Here is a 16,105-nt window from a genome sequence, read left to right as displayed (position 1 = left end):
TGAAACAATAAAATACCTATAAATCACAAGGCTAAGGAATTCTTTCTCACCTACCACCCCGCCCTAAAGGGCACCCCTCCTCCAACTGGAGGAGGGGAGTTAAGATAGTCCGCCTAATTAATTGAGATACTCAGTAAATCATCATTTCATTCAAAACCCTGCAAAAATGAGTGAAATTCTTTCTATTTATTTGTCTGAATTTCCTACCGATTAAGTAACCAAATGTAACTATTTGATTATGAGTACATATAAATAGAAACTATCTCAGTTGTATACTTAGGGTATCTCAGTCATATACAGAGATAGCCTAAGTATACGACTGAGGTACCCTAAATATATGTCCTGGGTTAGGTATTTGCTTTTCGTAAAAGAATATTCCTTTGTCATTTGGTTCATATCTGTGCAGAAATGAAGTGTCCGGTTCGGAATTAACCCTTATTCATAAATCACATATCAGGCACCTTTATCTTTTCTGGATTCTCTTCCCTGAACTTCCTGAAATCATTCTCTATCAAATCCCTCAAGTCTTTTAGGAACTCTTCACTGCATTCTTCTTTTGCCAGAGAATAATAATATTCCAAAGTCTGTAATGCAAACTTATCTTTTCCAATCAGGGCAAATGCGGGAATTTCGTTTTTAACCGCATTGCGTACTAATATTGCTTGGTCTCTCATGCTGAACGTTTTTTCTGCAAATATACATTATCTGTGATTACTTTTAATGAGCGAATACATTTTCATATCCAGAACGCAACCGTTTTTAATTGCATTGCTCCTGAGTGTTCCTTCACATTCAAATCCGCTCTTTTCCAGAATTCGGCAAGAAGCTATATTCAGGGCAAAAGGTTCCGCAAAAATGCGGATAATATCAGTGTTGTCAAAAACATACTGACAGGTCTGCTTGACGGCGCTGGTTCCTAATCCTTTTCCCCAGAAAGGTTCTGCTATGTAATACCCCATTTCGGCTGTGCAGAAGTGGATATTGTCTTGACGAAACACACCGATACTCCCTACTACTCTGTCATCAGCGGTAATGGCAAAGGCGATAATGTTGTTTTTGTCAGCCTTTAGCATCCCGTTGATGAAGAACCTCGCATCATCTTCGGTATAAGGATAAGGGATGCCATCCCTCAGGTTATCCAGAACGTTTTTGTTGTTTATTGCTGAAGCGAGTTCAGCGGCATCTTCCATTTTCCACGGCCTGATTTTACATTCCATATCAGTTTCCTTCCTTTTTATGAGTCTGTTTAATAACGGACAAATATAAGAAACTTTATTTTTAACCACTCCTTTAATAAATGCAAAAAGTGAAATACCCAATTTAACTTCATCCTTTCTTTTGTTTCTAACCTAACAAAGCTAAGAAACAGAATTGATGATAAACGAGGATAAAATCCGGCAGGTATATGCTTCCGACCCCAAGAAGGGCTTTAAGATGCTGATGGATAACTTCCAGGAACCTATATACTATTATATACGGCGTTTGGTGGTGTCGCATGAAGATGCAGAAGATGTTCTTCAGGAGGTGTTTATCCGGGTGTACCGCAATATGGAGCAGTTTCGTGGTGAAAGCTCGCTGAGTACCTGGATTTACAGGATTGCAACCAATGAAAGCCTGCGTTTGCTGAATACGCGAAAGGATGAAGAAGCCATTCCGTCAGAAGAAGTACAAGAAGAATTGATTGGCAAACTGAAAGCGTCCGACTACATTGATTATGAAAACGAGTTGGCAGTTAAGTTTCAGGAAGCCATACTGAGTTTACCGGAGAAACAACGGTTGGTATTTAACCTGCGCTACTATGATGAGCTTGATTACGAAGAAATCAGCCGCATACTGGATAGCAAGGTCGACACCCTCAAAGTGAATTATCACTATGCGAAAGAAAAAATAAAAGAATACATCCTAAATAGATAAGAACGATGGATAAAGAATTTGATTTTGACGATATAGGTAAAAAGACGCCTTACTGCACTCCCGATAATTTCTTTGAGGAGATGCAACAAAAGGTAATGGAACGCACGTATGGCGGACAGCGCCGGAAGCATCGTTTGCAGATACTATTCACTACTGCGATAGCTGCGGCGGCAGTGCTGGCGGGGATATTGTTCATCCCGTCTTATTTCCAGCCGGGAGATGTGACTAACGGGACTTCGGACATGCTTGCCATTGAAAGAAGCAGTAGTGACCCGGCGGACAAATGGATTCACGAATTGTCGGACGAGGAGTTGGAAGAGCTCGTCAACTTCTCCGAAAATGATATATTTCTAAATTAGGTATTAATAAAAAAACAAGAAGATTATGAAGACTAAATTTATCTATGTACTCATGGCAGCCCTGTTGATTGGTAGCCAGACAATTTCTGCACAGAACAAGGGTAATAAGGATAACAAACAACGTCCTACGCCCGAACAGATGGTGCAAAGACAGACGAACCAGATGGTGAAGACACTGATGCTGGATGATGCTACGGCAGCTAAGTTCACTCCGGTTTACGAGAATTATCTGAAAGAGTTGCGCGAATGCCGGATGATGAACCGCAGGGATAGGATGAAGAATAACAATGCGGAGGCCAAACAAACTCCGAAACCTGTGCCGACAGATGTGGAAATAGAAAAGCAGATAAAGGATCAGTTTGCACAAAGCCGTAAGATACTGGATATCCGCGAGAAGTATTACAATGAGTTCCGTAAGATTTTGTCTCCCAAACAGATTATGAAGATTTATCAGACGGAGAAGAGTAATGCGAATAAATTCAGAAAGGAATTTGACCGGAGAAAAGGACAGAAACCGGGAGAGGGGAGAAGACATGCGGCGGGAAGACCGATGCCAAAATGATAATTTATTAGTGATTAGCGTTTAGTGATTAGTGATTAGTGGGCTGCGCTATTATTCCGCATGGCGCTTATCACTAATCACTAAACGCTAATCACTAAACGAAGCTCCGCTTCGATAAATTATCATTTTAAGTTTCCTTCCTAAAAAACATCAAGCCTCAAAACTTCAACAGGGTTAATTTGTTGTAGATAGTCAAATTGATAAAAAGAAAACCCTGAGGAATGTTTCAAAGGCTCAAAGACTTGAAAAAACTAAGGACATGGTATGTCGTGAAACTGAAACTGGTTGACGCACGCCTGTACTTCGTCAGTATCTTCGTTGGATTGCTGACGGGTCTTGTAGCCGTTCCTTATCATTATTGCCTGTACTACTTCTTCCATCTCCGTAGCGAGTTTTTCTCTTCTCGCCCGGCATGGTACTGGCATATCCCACTCTTCTTATTATTCTGGGGCATATTGATATTCGTATCGTGGCTGGTGATGAAAATGCCGCTTATTACCGGTGGGGGGATTCCTCAAACACGTGCTGCCATAAATGGACGTATCTCTTATAAACATCCTTTCATAGAAATGATAGCCAAGTTTACAGGCGGCATACTTTCCTTTGCGGCAGGTTTATCACTGGGCCGTGAAGGACCTTCCGTACAAATCGGTTCGTATGTGGGTTGCCTTGTTGCCCGCTGGACACGCATTCTGCGTGGTGAAAGAAAACAACTGCTTGCTGCCGGTGCTGGTGCCGGACTTGCTGCCGCATTTGCCGCCCCACTTGCATCTTCACTTCTCGTCATCGAATCCATCGAACGTTTTGATGCTCCGAAGACTGCCATCACCACCTTGCTGGCCGGCGTAGTGGCGGGAGCTGTGGCAAGCATGGTTTTCCCGATAAATTCGTATCATCTGATACAAGTAACAGAACCTGTCTTCTCATTCCTGATTCAGATGAAGTACTTCCTGTTGCTGGCAGTGGTTATATCCATCTGTGGAAAGATTTATTCCTTGATAATGGTTTCCTTCAAGCGGGTATATTCTACGGTGAAATCTCCTGTATACCTCAAAATGTTCTATCTGTTGTTGGTTGCCTACATCATTTCTTTTATGCAAGTGAACCTGACAGGTGGGGGAGAAAACTTCCTTTTGGAACAGGCGCAATTTGGTGCCCATTCTCAAATTATGTGGGTAGTGGCAATGATGTTACTGCACTTCGGCTTTACCGTTATTTCCGTTTCATCCGGTTTGCCGGGCGGGAACTTTATTCCTACCTTGGTGACGGGTGGTTTGCTGGGGCAGATTGTCGGTCTGCTGGGAGTGGAATATGGAATTCTTGCTCCGGAGAATGTCAGTTATGTAATGTTGATTTCCATGTCTTCTTTCCTGGTAGCGGTGATTCGTACACCGCTGACGGCAATTGTGTTGATTACCGAGATTACAGGGCATTTTGAAGTGTTCTATCCATCGGTGGTAGTGGGTGGACTGACTTACTATTTCACGGAACTGCTTCAGATGAAGCCTTTCAATGTGACACTTTATGAAGATATGATTAATACTCCTGCATTTCAGGAACAAAAGCGTTATAAACTTTCGGTAGAAGTAATGACGGGTTCGTATATGGATGGGAAAGTGGTGGATGAACTCTTACTGCCGGAGAATTGCGTGATTATCAATGTGCACCGGGATGGTAAAGACCAAAAGCCCCCCGGAATGCGTTTGATTCCGGGGGACCAGGTAGATATTGAATTGGATATACAAGACATAGAAAAGCTCTATGAACCACTCGTCAGTTTAGCAAATATATACTGATGAGGTCTCTACTTCTTATGCCAGATTGCCTATTTCGTCCAGGTTTTTCTGAATATCTTGATCGGTCAGTTCATAATTAACCAAGTCTCCTGAGAGATACTTATCATAGGATGTCATGTCAATCAGTCCGTGACCGGAAAGGTTGAACAGGATGACTTTCTCTTCACCTGTTTCCTTGCATTTCTTTGCTTCGCGAACGGTAGCGGCAATGGCATGGCATGATTCCGGTGCAGGAATGATACCTTCGACTTGTGCAAATAAACATCCGGCTTCGAATGATTCCAGTTGCTTGATATCTACGGCTTCCATCAAACCGTCTTTCAGCAGTTGCGAAACGATGACACCTGCACCATGATAGCGTAAACCACCCGCATGGATGTTGGCGGGAGCAAAGTTGTGTCCCAGCGTGTACATCGGCAGCAATGGGGTGTATCCGGCTTCGTCACCGAAATCATACTGGAACTTACCGCGCGTCAGCTTCGGACAAGAAGCCGGCTCGGCAGCAATGAAACGGGTCTGTTTGCCTTCCAGAATTTTATGACGCATGAATGGGAATGCGATACCTCCGAAATTGGAACCACCGCCAAAACAAGCGATAACCATATCGGGATATTCTCCCGCCATTTCCATCTGCTTTTCAGCTTCGAGGCCGATAACCGTCTGGTGCAGCGCCACATGGCTCAATACGGAACCTAATGTATATTTACAATTCGGTGTAGTCTGCGCCAGTTCTATAGCTTCGGAAATAGCCGTACCCAGCGATCCCTGATAGTTGGGGTGAGCTGTCAGAATATCCTTTCCTGCACGGGTGGACATGGAAGGAGACGGAGTGACCTGTGCACCGAACGTTTGCATAATGCTGCGGCGGTAAGGCTTTTGTTCATAGCTGATTTTCACCTGATAAACGGCAGCCTCCAAGCCAAACAGACGTGCTGCATAAGCCAGTGAAGCGCCCCATTGTCCGGCACCGGTTTCAGTGGTGACATTCGTCACTCCTTCTTTTTTGCAATAATATGCTTGGGGAATGGCGGAGTTGAGCTTGTGCGAACCCATCGGGCTGACACTCTCATTTTTGAAATAAATGTGTGCCGGAGTACCTAATGCCTCTTCCAATCCGTAGGCACGAACCAGTGGAGTGCTACGATAATATTTGTACATCTCCCGTACTTCTTCGGGGATTTCAATCCACTTGTCGGTCTGGTTAAGTTCTTGCTTGCATAGTTCCTGGGCGAAGATGGGATATAAATCTTCTGCTTTCAGCGGTTGCTTGGTGCCCGGGTGAAGCGGCGGCATAGGTTTGTTCACCATATCTGCCTGTATGTTATACCAGTAATGTGGAATTTCTTCTTCCGGAAGGAAAAATCTTTTAGTTTTATTGCTCATAGTGGTTACTTGAATTAATTTTTTTACGAGGCCAAATGTAACTATTATTTTTAAAACAATTTCTTTTTTCTTTTGTTTTTTGTCTATACGCATTGTTTTGCTTATGTTTGTCCGGTTTTAAATTTGATGTCTCCATGAAGATTTATCACAAATTCTTTTTGTATCAGAATAAATGGATTCATCCGTACATTCGGATTATTCTTGGAGGGGTGACTTACATAGCCTACCTGGCTTCTATTCTGTTGATTGTGGGAGTGGTATATGAACACGGCTTTACTATTTCCGAACACGAAGCTTCTCAACTGGAAACTCTCTACCGATTTGTGTGGGGTATTTTCCTGACGGAGGTAACTTTGCACATCTTGTTGGAATATCAGGATACGAAGCGTAAGTTCAGCAGACTGACGTGGATACTAACTCTATTGCTCTATCTTACCCTTATTCCCGTCATTTTTCATCGACCGGAAGAAGAGGGGGCCATTCTGCACTTCTGGGAGTTCCTGGATGGAAAGCTTTATCACATAGTGCTTCTGCTGATATTCTCGTTCTTCAACCTTTCCAATGGTTTGGTCAGGATGTTGGGACGGCGTACAAACCCTTCTTTGATGCTGGCCGGCAGTTTCTTTATCATTATTCTTATCGGAACAGGACTGCTGATGTTGCCACGATGCACCATGAACGGCATTTCGTGGGTGGATTCACTATTTATCTCCACCAGTGCGGTATGCGTCACGGGACTGACTTCGGTGGATGTGGCGTCTACATTTACCACGTCCGGTTTTGTAGTGATTATCCTGCTGATACAGATTGGCGGCCTGGGTGTGATGACGCTGACCAGTTTCTTTGCCATGTTCTTCATGGGCAATACGTCGTTCTATAATCAGTTGGTGGTTCGTGATATGGTCAGTTCCAATTCGTTGAACTCACTGCTTTCCACTTTGCTGTACATATTGGGTTTTACGTTGGCCATTGAGGGAGCTGGCATGCTTGCCATCTGGGGCGATATTCATGGTACAATGGGGATGACGTTTGAGGAAGAAGTAGCTTTTTCGGCTTTCCATGCCATCTCTGCATTCTGTAATGCCGGATTCTCCACACTACCGGGCAACCTTGGTAATCCGTTGGTGATGACGGGGCATAATCCATTCCTTATTTATATATCACTGTTGATTATTCTGGGCGGTATCGGTTTCCCGATATTGGTGAACCTGAAAGATATTGTGCTCCATCATTTGCGTCGTATATGGAAGTTCCTGCATACGTGGGAGTGGGACAGGCACCGTTTTTATCATCTGTATAATCTCAATACAAGGATTGTGCTTATCATGACTTTCCTGTTGCTGGTGCTTGGCACGGTGCTCATCGCCTTCTTTGAGTGGAATGGTGCGTTTGCCGGAATGTCCGTAGCTGATAAATGGACGCAGGCATTTTTCAATGCAACCTGTCCGCGTACCGCCGGATTTACCAGTGTGGATTTGACTTCATTAGGGGTGCAGAGCGTATTGATTTACATTTTCCTGATGTGGGTAGGTGGTGCGGCACAGTCCACGGCAGGTGGTGTCAAGGTGAATGCATTTGCAGTTGTGGTGCTGAACCTGGTTGCTGTGCTTCGTGGTACTGAGAAAGTAGAGGTTTTCGGTCGTGAATTATCTTATGATTCAATCCGCCGTTCCAATGCAACGGTAGTGATGTCTATCGGTGTTTTGTTTGTATTTGTTTTTACTCTGACGATATGGGAGCCTCAGGCATCTGTCATGGCACTCCTGTTTGAATGTGTGTCGGCGCTGAGTACGGTAGGTTCCAGTTTGAATCTTACTCCCACATTAGGAGATAACAGTAAATTGCTTGTTGCCTTACTGATGTTTATCGGTCGTGTAGGATTGATAACACTGATGTTGGGTATCATTAAGCAAAAGAAACATACTAAATATCAGTATCCGAGCGGACAGATTATTATTAATTAGAGTAGTTAGTAGTAAGTAGTTAGTAGTAAGTAGGAGATACTCCATTTTTTAATTTTTAATTCTCAATTTATATGAAGTATATTATTATCGGTTTAGGAAATTACGGGCACATGCTTGCCGAAGAACTTTCGGTATTGGGACACGAAGTGATTGGTGCAGACGTTAGTGCAGGCCGTGTGGACAGTATAAAGGAGAAAATTGCCACAGCTTTTGTGCTGGATGCAACAGATGAACAGGCACTTTCCGTTCTTCCTCTGAATGGGGTGGATGTGGTGATAGTGGCTATCGGTGAGAATTTCGGCGCCTCTATCCGTGTGGTGGCTTTGCTGAAACAACAGAAGGTGAAACATATCTATGCAAGGGCTATTGATAATGTACATCGTTCCGTGCTCGAAGCCTTTGAGCTGGAACGCATACTGACTCCGGAAGAGGATGCTGCCCGGGGGCTGGTGCATCTCTTGGAATTCGGTTCCAACATGGAGACGTTCCGGGTGGATGCGGATTATTATGTGGTGAAGTTCACTGTGCCGGAAAAGATGGTGGGGTATTATGCCAACGAACTGAATCTGGACAAGGAATTCGGTTTGAAACTGTTGGCGCTGAAGCGTGCCAAGACGCTGAAAAACTGTCTGGGTATTTCTTTTACAGAGCATGACGTGATGAACGAATTGCCTGAAAATGACCAGGTACAGGTGGGTGATGAGCTGGTTTGTTACGGGAGGTATAAAGACTTTCAGAAGTTCTGGAAAGCGATGTAAAAGGAATCTTTGCTATATAACAGGTATATGTAGGGGTGAATTATTATTTGCCCCTACGTGTCTTCCTGTCATTGATAATATCATCCATATTCTCTTGTGCCCATGAAATCAAAGAATTGATATGCGGCAACAAAGACATGGCCCTGTCTGTCAGTGAATATTCCACTTTAGGTGGAACTTGTGCGTAAATCTGTCTTTTTACGAGTCCGTCCTCTTCTAAGGTGCGGAGCGTAACGGTCAGCATCTTTTGTGAAATGTCTGGTATCGTCTTCTGTAACTCATTAAATCGCATCACGGGTGCTTGCGTCAATGTGAAAAGTGTCAGTATAGACCATTTATCACTGATGCGGGCCAGTATCATCCGGATAGGGCAGTCGGCATAAGAGCCATTTTGTATATCTGTTCTATTCATATTGCTTTGATTTATAAAACACTCTACAAAAGTAACTAATATGCCGGTTGTATGCAAATTATCTTTGAATTCGTTGGTACAGGTGATTCTTAGAACATGTTCTGATACTTATTTTAGTGCAGTCCACCCAACCATTCCACCATCTTCGGATCACGGTGAGAGAAGAAGCAACTTGTCTTGGTGTCCAATGCAGCTATTTTCTCCATATCTTCTTTATCCAGTTCAAAATCGAATACATTGAAATTCTCTACAATGCGTTCTTTACGGATAGACTTCGGAATAACCACTACATTTCTCTGTATCAGCCAGCGCAACACAACTTGTGCGATAGATTTGTGATACTTATCTGCAATTGCTGCCAGTGTTTCGTTTCGGAATAAATCATTCTTTCCTTCGGCAAACGGCGCCCACGATTCAATTTGAACTCCTTTTCCTTTCATGAATGCTCCAGCTTCAATCTGTTGATGGAATGGATTAGTCTCCACTTGATTGACAGCAGGAACGATTTCATTGAAGAGAATCAAATCCGCAAGACGGTCAGGCATGAAGTTGCTGACACCGATGGCACGAATGCGGCCTTCTTTATATAATTCTTCCATCGCACGCCATGAACCGTAATAGTCATTGAATGGCTGGTGAATGAGGTATAAATCCAGATAATCGAGTTGCAGGCGCTTCATGGATGCTTCAAAAGCTTTCTTGGCTTTGTCATAACCGGCATCTGAGATCCAGAGTTTGGTAGTGATAAATAAATCTTCACGGGGAACTCTGCTACGTTTGATTGCTTTTCCCACAGCCTCTTCATTGTAATAAGCGGCAGCCGTGTCTATGGAGCGGTAACCGGCCTCGATGGCATCATATACACATTGTTCGCAGAGGGCTTGGTCTTCAATCTGATAGACACCAAAACCCAGAATAGGCATTTCTATGCCATTATTTAATTTTACTTTTTGCATGATATACTTCTTTATTATTCGTTTATTATGGAACAATTGATAATGCTGTTAATCCTCGGACATTGCAGATTATTGTATTAATTTAAGTCCTTTCAACCAGCTTTCCACCTGCGGACGGGCAGATGAGGCTTGTCCACCACTGATAAGGAATCCTTTTTTGCTGTCTGCCTTACCAATATGTTTGACGAAATCTTTGAAACAGTTTTGTTCGCCACCTCCGCCATGCGTGCAGAAGGGAATTACTACCTTACCGCTAAGGTCATAGCTTTCCAAAAAGGTCAGGATAGGCATCGGCATCGTTCCCCACCAGTTAGGATAACCGACGAAGATGACGTCATAGGATGCCATATTCTCAACTTTGTTTTTGAGGGTTGGTCTTGCATTGTCCTCTTTCTCTTTCTTGGCTACTTCGGTGCAGGCATGATATTCTTCCGGATACGGCTTGGCTACCTGAATTTCGAACATATCTCCTCCGGTGAGGTTTTTGATGTGGTCAGCTACTGCGCGCGTGTTTCCCGAACGGGAGAAATAGGCTACCAATACTTTCTTGTCCGCAGAGGAGTTCTGCGCTTGTACATTCATACCTAATGTTGTCATTGCGATTACGATTAATGAAATAATTCTTGTTTTCATGCTATTTCTGTTTTAATGATTATTTTCCGACTCTTTTTGCTAATTCTTCCGGATAACGGTCACCTGAGATTGGAATAGAGTTAAGCATATCATTGATTTTTTTAAGTTCTTCCTGTGTAATCTCCACATTTATGCTCTGTAGATTTTCTTCCAAACGGCTTAATTTTGTAGTTCCTGGGATAGGAGTAATCCAAGGTTTAACAGCAAGCACCCATGCCAGTGCGATTTGTGCGGGAGTTGCATTCTTCTCATTCGCCAGTATTTTGATGAAGTCAATGATTACCTGATTTGCATTCAGATTCTCTGTAGTGAACCGGGGAACAATATTGCGGAAATCACTCTTATCGAACCGGGTATCTTTACTAATACTACCTGTCAGAAAACCTTTACCCAGCGGGCTGAAAGGTACGAAACCTATTCCCAATTCTTCAAGAGTCGGCAATAACTCTTTTTCAGGTTCGCGCCACCACATGGAATACTCACTTTGCACAGCAGTCAGCGGAAAAACAGCATGTGCCCGGCGAATGGTCTGTACTCCCGCTTCCGATACTCCCCAATGCCGTATTTTACCTTCTTGTTGCAGTAGCTTCATTGTTTCCGCTACTTCTTCAATAGGAGTGTCAGGGTCTACCCGGTGCAGGTAGTATAAATCTATATACTCTGTTCTCAGGCGTTTAAGAGAACCTTCAATGGAGCGACGTATGGCTTCCGGTTTTCCAATGACTATTTGTTTCCCATCTACGATCTGAATACCGCATTTGGTAGCAATGACTACTTCATTGCGATAAGGTTCTAAAGCCTCACCCACCAGTTCTTCATTGGTGTAGGGCCCATACACTTCAGCTGTATCAAAGAAAGTAATACCTTTTTCTATAGCCTGATGAATCAGCTTAATCATTTCCTTTTTGTCACCGGCAGCACCATAGCCATAACTCATTCCCATGCAGCCTAAACCTATTGCGGAAACTTTAAGTCCACTTTTTCCTAATTCCCGATATTTCATAACTTTTGTTTTTTATAAATTTTGATGTTGCAAAGGTAAGCTGTGAGATAGCATTTGTAAATAGATAGATTACTGCTTTGCAAACCATAATTACGGTTTTAAAATGTTTCTTGAATAGTTGAGAATGAGGCGTATACACAGATTACAGTTTCTTGCACCAATATTACGGATTTAATGATACAGATGTTTGTAAGCTGAAAGAAAACCTTTATTTTTGTCACCGGATAAAAATGAGAAGATTATGGGTACAATCGTAAAGTTGAATACAATTCATGAGTATAATATGGCGGTAGGAGTGGAGACATTGCATCCGCTCGTCAGTGTGGTTGACTTTTCAACATTGAAGTCATTAAAGCACGGGCGCAAGAATTTTGGTTTTTACTGTATATTCCTAAAACAGCTTAAATGTGGTGAGTTGTCTTATGGACGCAGCACATACGATTATCAGGAAGGTACGCTGGTCTTTGTCGCTCCGGGACAGGTGGCAGGTGTGGATGATGACAAAGAAACATTGAATCCTCAAGGGTGGGCATTACTATTCCATCCTGATTTATTGCGGGGCACATCATTGGGACGCAAGATGAAAGACTACAGCTTTTTCTCTTATGAAGCGAATGAAGCTTTGCATATGTCGGAGCGTGAGCGTCAGATTATCCTTAACTGTTATCTGGAGATACAGGAAGAACTGGAACGAGCCATAGACAAGCACAGCAAAAGCATTATCGCTTCTACCATTGAACTCTTGCTGAATCATTGCCAGCGTTTTTATGACCGCCAATTCATTACCCGTGAAAGTCTGAATAAAGATATCCTGGTTCGTTTTGAGAATTTGCTCAGTGACTACTTTGAATCAGACCAGCCGCAAACAGTCGGTTTGCCGTCTGTGCAATATGCTGCGGACAAACTGCATCTTTCTGCCAATTACTTTGGTGATTTGATTAAGAAAGAAACCGGAAAATCTGCTCAGGAGTCCATTCAACTCTTTGTGATAGAGAAAGCAAAGGAACGGCTCTATGATGAGAATAAAACCGTTAGCGAAGTTGCCTATGAACTGGGCTTCAAGTATCCGCATCATTTAAGCCGTTTGTTTAAGAAGGTGGTGGGAGTAAGCCCGAATGAGTATCGGGCATAATTCCTTAGTTGATTTTATACCCTAACAGTGAACTGAACTTCTTGCAGATGCCGGGGAATTTTCCCATCAGCATTCCGCCGAATCCCCACCTTTTGGGAAAGAACTTCTGATAGAGTGCTTGCTCAATAAGTTGCAGGCGTGGTTCCCAGACCTCCACTTCATGCCCGTCTTTCAGTCCGGAACGGATTTGGGCATCGTGCCCTCGCAGGGTCATTCTTGTGTTATTTAAGTTATTTGTACTGTCTGACAAAAAAGAACAATATTCAAATTCATTCAAAAAAAAGAGAGAACTTATACCTCGATAAGTTCTCTCTTCCTGGAGTTTTCCATATTTCTTTTCCGGATCCATCTACTACTTTTATTTTTTGCCAAAGTTACGACTCTTATGCCAAGAGGGCAATACCTAAAAGTAGGGAAAATGTCTATCAGCGTCTCCCTGCCGCATACCCCAGACTGGTGACTTCGGTTCCTAAATAAGAGGTTATATACTCCAAGGGAACCCTGTACAGAATGTCGGGGATATTGGCAAACAGCGATAGGTATTTCTCTTTCACTGTCTGCTTATGCGCATTTACATACATTTCTTCTCTGAAGTAAAGTTGATACTCCGTCAGTTGGCGGATTAAATTGGCAAACGATGTTGAGGTTGCGCATAGTTCCTCAACCTCCTCTCCGCTGATATAGTAGACCATGCTCTTTGTCAGAGTTTTTACAGACCACTCATCTGTATGATAACAAAACAAGGTGTCTCCTGCGGACAAGAATTCGATAGTCTTATCCGCTCCTTCGCAGGAAGTGAACGCATGAAGAATGCCGCAGGCGATGATATATAAGCCTGATTCATCGGTTGCTTCCGGGGCCAGCACTTCCCCTTTGTCTAAATGCATCATTTTCATGCGAGCTAACAACTTCTTCATTTCCTGTTCGGTAACCTGGTTTTCCGAACAGAGTCTTTTCAAATAAGCTTCCATACAACTTAATTTTTGGGTTAATGTCATTATTGATTATTGCATTCAGAAATATCTAATTGGAAACCACTGGTATCATGGTCCCTTGCATATAAGTCTTCCTTCGGCTATATCTCAAATACCAGATACATATCAACAGCGAAACTACTGTCGAGATGGGTGGAGCAAAGCCCATGACGAACAGTGATGAACTGTCTATCTGGCTGAACCAGTATGACAACGGAATGCGGAACAGGAAAGTTGCTATCAGACTATGAATCATCGGGAACAATGAATTTCCCTGTCCACTGAAATAGGAATTGATGCAGAACACGAAGCTGACAATGATGCAGTCGATGCTGTATCCCCGCAGATATTCCGCCGCCATAGCCACAACTGCCGGATCTTTGGTGAAAAAAGCCGTAAGCGTTTCCGGTAGGAATTGCGAATAGAGGCAAACCGACAATCCGAAAACAAGAGCAAACCCTATTCCGGAAAGGAGGCACTTGTTCATTCGCTGTATCAATCCTGCACCATAATTCTGTGCTGTCATGGTTGCCACGGCCGATGATATGGCCATCGGAGGCAACATGGCGAATACGATGATTTTCTCCACTACACCCAGCGAGGCCGATGCAATCACACCCATCTGATTCACGATAACGGTGATTATCAGAAACGAGACATTGATCAGTGCATCCTGCAAGGCTATGGGAGCTCCGAGCGCCAGGACTCTTTTGGACAGGATACTATTTAGTCGGACGTCCCGCCGCGTGAATTCAAAGTGGAATCCCCGTCGATGCAAGAACCAGAGCGCTGTTGCAAAGCTGATGCCTTGTGCCGTAACAGTGGCAATGGCTGCTCCGGTAGGGCCAAGATGAGCGTATCCCACTAATATAAAATCGAGAACGATATTAATCACACAGGCCAGTCCTACGAAATAGAGTGGTGTTTTTGAATCACCCAATCCGCGTAGGATGCCGCACACAACGTTGTAGCCTACAATGAACAGGATACCTACTGAACAAACCAGAATATAACTTTTCGTGTCGGCCACAGCCTCCGTTGGAGTATGCATCAGGCTGGTAATCTGGCTATGGAAGAGTACCATAATCAGAGTAAGTGCTACGCTGATGATAGAAAATAACCATACGGACGAACCGATTGTGGAAGCTACTTGCCGGTCGTCTTTCGCCCCAGTTGCAATGGCAATCAGTACGGTAGTTCCCGTCGTAATGCCAAGGATGATACCCGTAATGGTTTGCATCACCTGGCTGCCGATGGCAACAGCCGCTACGCTTGCAGAATCATCATATTGTCCCACAACAAAAAGGTCGGCACCCCCGTAGAGTGCCTGAAGTGCGTTCGCTATCAGGAAGGGTACTGCAAACTGTAACAGTACTTTCGGAACGCTGCCTTGTGTCAAATCTAACTCTTTCATCAAACTTATTCTTTCATCAATTCGGCTAAAACTGTTATTCTAAATCCTGCCGTTTCAGGCATATCCCACCTGTCTGTGCCAGAGTGTGATTTCTTCACGTGTACGGAGAAAGCATAGAACTTCTTTTCTATGGCAATGATTTCATTCATCTCTTTGTGGGGGAAAGAAATGCGAAGGTTGTTGCGGACTATTTTCCTTTTGTATCCCATCACATAATAGAATACGATGTAGAGCACATCTGATATTCTATACAAAATCCAGAAAGGCAATAAAGACACCATGTAGCAAACTAAATATGCCATTGAGTACAATACTGTCATAACGTTGTTTTCAATTTAAGTTTTTACCAGTTTATTATAGTATAAAAAAAGGTGCCGGACAGGATGAATGATTTGCACCATTCATCTTATCCGGCATCCTAATTATTGATTATAATGCCCTCCGATGAGGATTTATACGCCTGTCTTTGTTTTCGGGGTGCAAATTTGGGCAATGTTTTTATAACCACCAAATTATATTCGGAATTTATTTTCTTGTTTGGTCTGTTTTTCCTATCTCCCCGTACCCGGTCCATATCAAGTCCGTATCTGCTCCGTATCTATACAACCGAATTTGCTACGGACTTGGTACGGACTTGATATGGACCAGATACGGGGAGGGCATGAAATTGGCCTAAAAGTCGTGAAACGGGAACACTGATTCATTCGACAAGAGTAAAATATCTTATTTATCAATAAAAGCAGTTTAGACAGAAAAATGCATTCTCCGAAATATTGAGGAAATAGAAGAATAAGATAATGTTAAATATACAGGAATAGATTGCGGAAGTTAATTATATAGTTAAC

Annotated in this window: 17 protein-coding genes and 1 pseudogene; 7 read left to right on the top strand and 11 right to left on the bottom strand. The window is 43.1% G+C overall.

What is annotated here, in order from left to right:
• Positions 1-446: 446 nt before the first annotated feature.
• Together HMPREF9447_RS19515 and HMPREF9447_RS19510 are read right to left on the bottom strand one after the other, a co-directional pair.
• Positions 447-674, bottom strand: coding sequence for a hypothetical protein (locus HMPREF9447_RS19515; protein WP_009131507.1), 228 nt, complete (start codon positions 672-674; stop codon positions 447-449).
• A gap of 27 nt (positions 675-701) precedes the next feature.
• Entirely contained in the window at positions 702-1,217 is a 516-nt protein-coding gene (locus tag HMPREF9447_RS19510) for a GNAT family N-acetyltransferase (RefSeq protein ID WP_009131506.1), read from the bottom strand.
• Positions 1,218-1,374: 157 nt separating this feature from the next.
• Between HMPREF9447_RS19510 and HMPREF9447_RS19505 the strand changes: the two genes are divergently transcribed.
• From HMPREF9447_RS19505 to HMPREF9447_RS19490, 4 genes are all read left to right on the top strand, one after another.
• Positions 1,375-1,914 carry an RNA polymerase sigma factor gene (locus tag HMPREF9447_RS19505; RefSeq protein WP_009131505.1) on the top strand — a complete coding sequence of 180 codons (540 nt, stop codon included), beginning with the start codon at positions 1,375-1,377 and terminating at the stop codon, positions 1,912-1,914.
• A gap of 5 nt (positions 1,915-1,919) precedes the next feature.
• Positions 1,920-2,273: a hypothetical protein gene (locus HMPREF9447_RS19500; protein WP_009131504.1), complete on the top strand. Its 354-nt coding sequence runs from the start codon at positions 1,920-1,922 to the stop codon at positions 2,271-2,273.
• A gap of 25 nt (positions 2,274-2,298) precedes the next feature.
• A complete protein-coding gene (locus HMPREF9447_RS19495) occupies positions 2,299-2,835 on the top strand; it encodes a hypothetical protein (protein WP_009131503.1) in 537 nt (178 codons plus the stop codon).
• Positions 2,836-3,056: 221 nt separating this feature from the next.
• Positions 3,057-4,631: a ClC family H(+)/Cl(-) exchange transporter gene (locus tag HMPREF9447_RS19490; protein WP_009131502.1), complete on the top strand. Its 1,575-nt coding sequence runs from the start codon at positions 3,057-3,059 to the stop codon at positions 4,629-4,631.
• Between the two features lie 15 nt (positions 4,632-4,646).
• Here HMPREF9447_RS19490 and HMPREF9447_RS19485 read toward each other — a convergent pair whose 3' ends face one another.
• The gene (locus HMPREF9447_RS19485) at positions 4,647-6,014 is read right to left on the bottom strand and encodes a TrpB-like pyridoxal phosphate-dependent enzyme (protein ID WP_044138470.1); all 1,368 of its coding nucleotides are present in this window, start codon (positions 6,012-6,014) and stop codon (positions 4,647-4,649) included.
• Positions 6,015-6,148: 134 nt separating this feature from the next.
• Between HMPREF9447_RS19485 and HMPREF9447_RS19480 the strand changes: the two genes are divergently transcribed.
• Entirely contained in the window at positions 6,149-7,978 is a 1,830-nt protein-coding gene (locus HMPREF9447_RS19480) for a TrkH family potassium uptake protein (RefSeq protein WP_009131500.1), read from the top strand.
• A 71-nt stretch (positions 7,979-8,049) separates the two neighbouring features.
• Positions 8,050-8,736 carry a potassium channel family protein gene (locus HMPREF9447_RS19475; RefSeq protein ID WP_009131499.1) on the top strand — a complete coding sequence of 229 codons (687 nt, stop codon included), beginning with the start codon at positions 8,050-8,052 and terminating at the stop codon, positions 8,734-8,736.
• A gap of 43 nt (positions 8,737-8,779) precedes the next feature.
• On the opposite strand, the gene HMPREF9447_RS19470 is transcribed toward HMPREF9447_RS19475, so the two are convergent.
• The 4 genes from HMPREF9447_RS19470 to HMPREF9447_RS19455 all read right to left on the bottom strand — a co-directional run bounded on the left by HMPREF9447_RS19470 (position 8,780) and on the right by HMPREF9447_RS19455 (position 11,740).
• Positions 8,780-9,148 carry a winged helix-turn-helix transcriptional regulator gene (locus tag HMPREF9447_RS19470; protein WP_009131498.1) on the bottom strand — a complete coding sequence of 123 codons (369 nt, stop codon included), beginning with the start codon at positions 9,146-9,148 and terminating at the stop codon, positions 8,780-8,782.
• 113 nt (positions 9,149-9,261) lie between these two features.
• Positions 9,262-10,104, bottom strand: a complete 843-nt coding sequence (locus HMPREF9447_RS19465) for an aldo/keto reductase (RefSeq protein ID WP_009131497.1) — start codon at positions 10,102-10,104, stop codon at positions 9,262-9,264.
• A 69-nt stretch (positions 10,105-10,173) separates the two neighbouring features.
• Entirely contained in the window at positions 10,174-10,737 is a 564-nt protein-coding gene (locus HMPREF9447_RS19460) for a flavodoxin (RefSeq protein WP_009131496.1), read from the bottom strand.
• A gap of 19 nt (positions 10,738-10,756) precedes the next feature.
• Entirely contained in the window at positions 10,757-11,740 is a 984-nt protein-coding gene (locus tag HMPREF9447_RS19455; RefSeq protein WP_009131495.1) for an aldo/keto reductase, read from the bottom strand.
• A gap of 241 nt (positions 11,741-11,981) precedes the next feature.
• Here HMPREF9447_RS19455 and HMPREF9447_RS19450 point away from each other — a divergent pair, with 241 nt between their 5' ends.
• Positions 11,982-12,872 (top strand): helix-turn-helix domain-containing protein, encoded by an 891-nt coding sequence (locus HMPREF9447_RS19450; protein ID WP_009131494.1) that lies wholly within the window; start codon positions 11,982-11,984, stop codon positions 12,870-12,872.
• 4 nt (positions 12,873-12,876) lie between these two features.
• Here HMPREF9447_RS19450 and HMPREF9447_RS27890 read toward each other — a convergent pair.
• The 4 genes and pseudogenes from HMPREF9447_RS27890 to HMPREF9447_RS19430 all read right to left on the bottom strand — a co-directional run.
• Positions 12,877-13,083 (bottom strand): annotated as a pseudogene (locus tag HMPREF9447_RS27890) (class I SAM-dependent methyltransferase); the annotation flags it as partial.
• A gap of 214 nt (positions 13,084-13,297) precedes the next feature.
• Positions 13,298-13,843, bottom strand: a complete 546-nt coding sequence (locus tag HMPREF9447_RS19440) for a Crp/Fnr family transcriptional regulator (RefSeq protein ID WP_044138401.1) — start codon at positions 13,841-13,843, stop codon at positions 13,298-13,300.
• Positions 13,844-13,895: 52 nt separating this feature from the next.
• On the bottom strand, positions 13,896-15,260 hold the full coding sequence (locus tag HMPREF9447_RS19435; RefSeq protein WP_009131491.1) for an MATE family efflux transporter: 1,365 nt from the start codon (positions 15,258-15,260) through the stop codon (positions 13,896-13,898).
• A 5-nt stretch (positions 15,261-15,265) separates the two neighbouring features.
• Positions 15,266-15,562, bottom strand: coding sequence for a hypothetical protein (locus tag HMPREF9447_RS19430; protein ID WP_044138400.1), 297 nt, complete (start codon positions 15,560-15,562; stop codon positions 15,266-15,268).
• Positions 15,563-16,105 lie beyond the last annotated feature (543 nt).

The sequence above is a fragment of the Bacteroides oleiciplenus YIT 12058 genome (assembly GCF_000315485.1).
Taxonomy (GTDB): domain Bacteria; phylum Bacteroidota; class Bacteroidia; order Bacteroidales; family Bacteroidaceae; genus Bacteroides; species Bacteroides oleiciplenus.
This window is presented reverse-complemented; position numbering and strand designations above follow the sequence as displayed.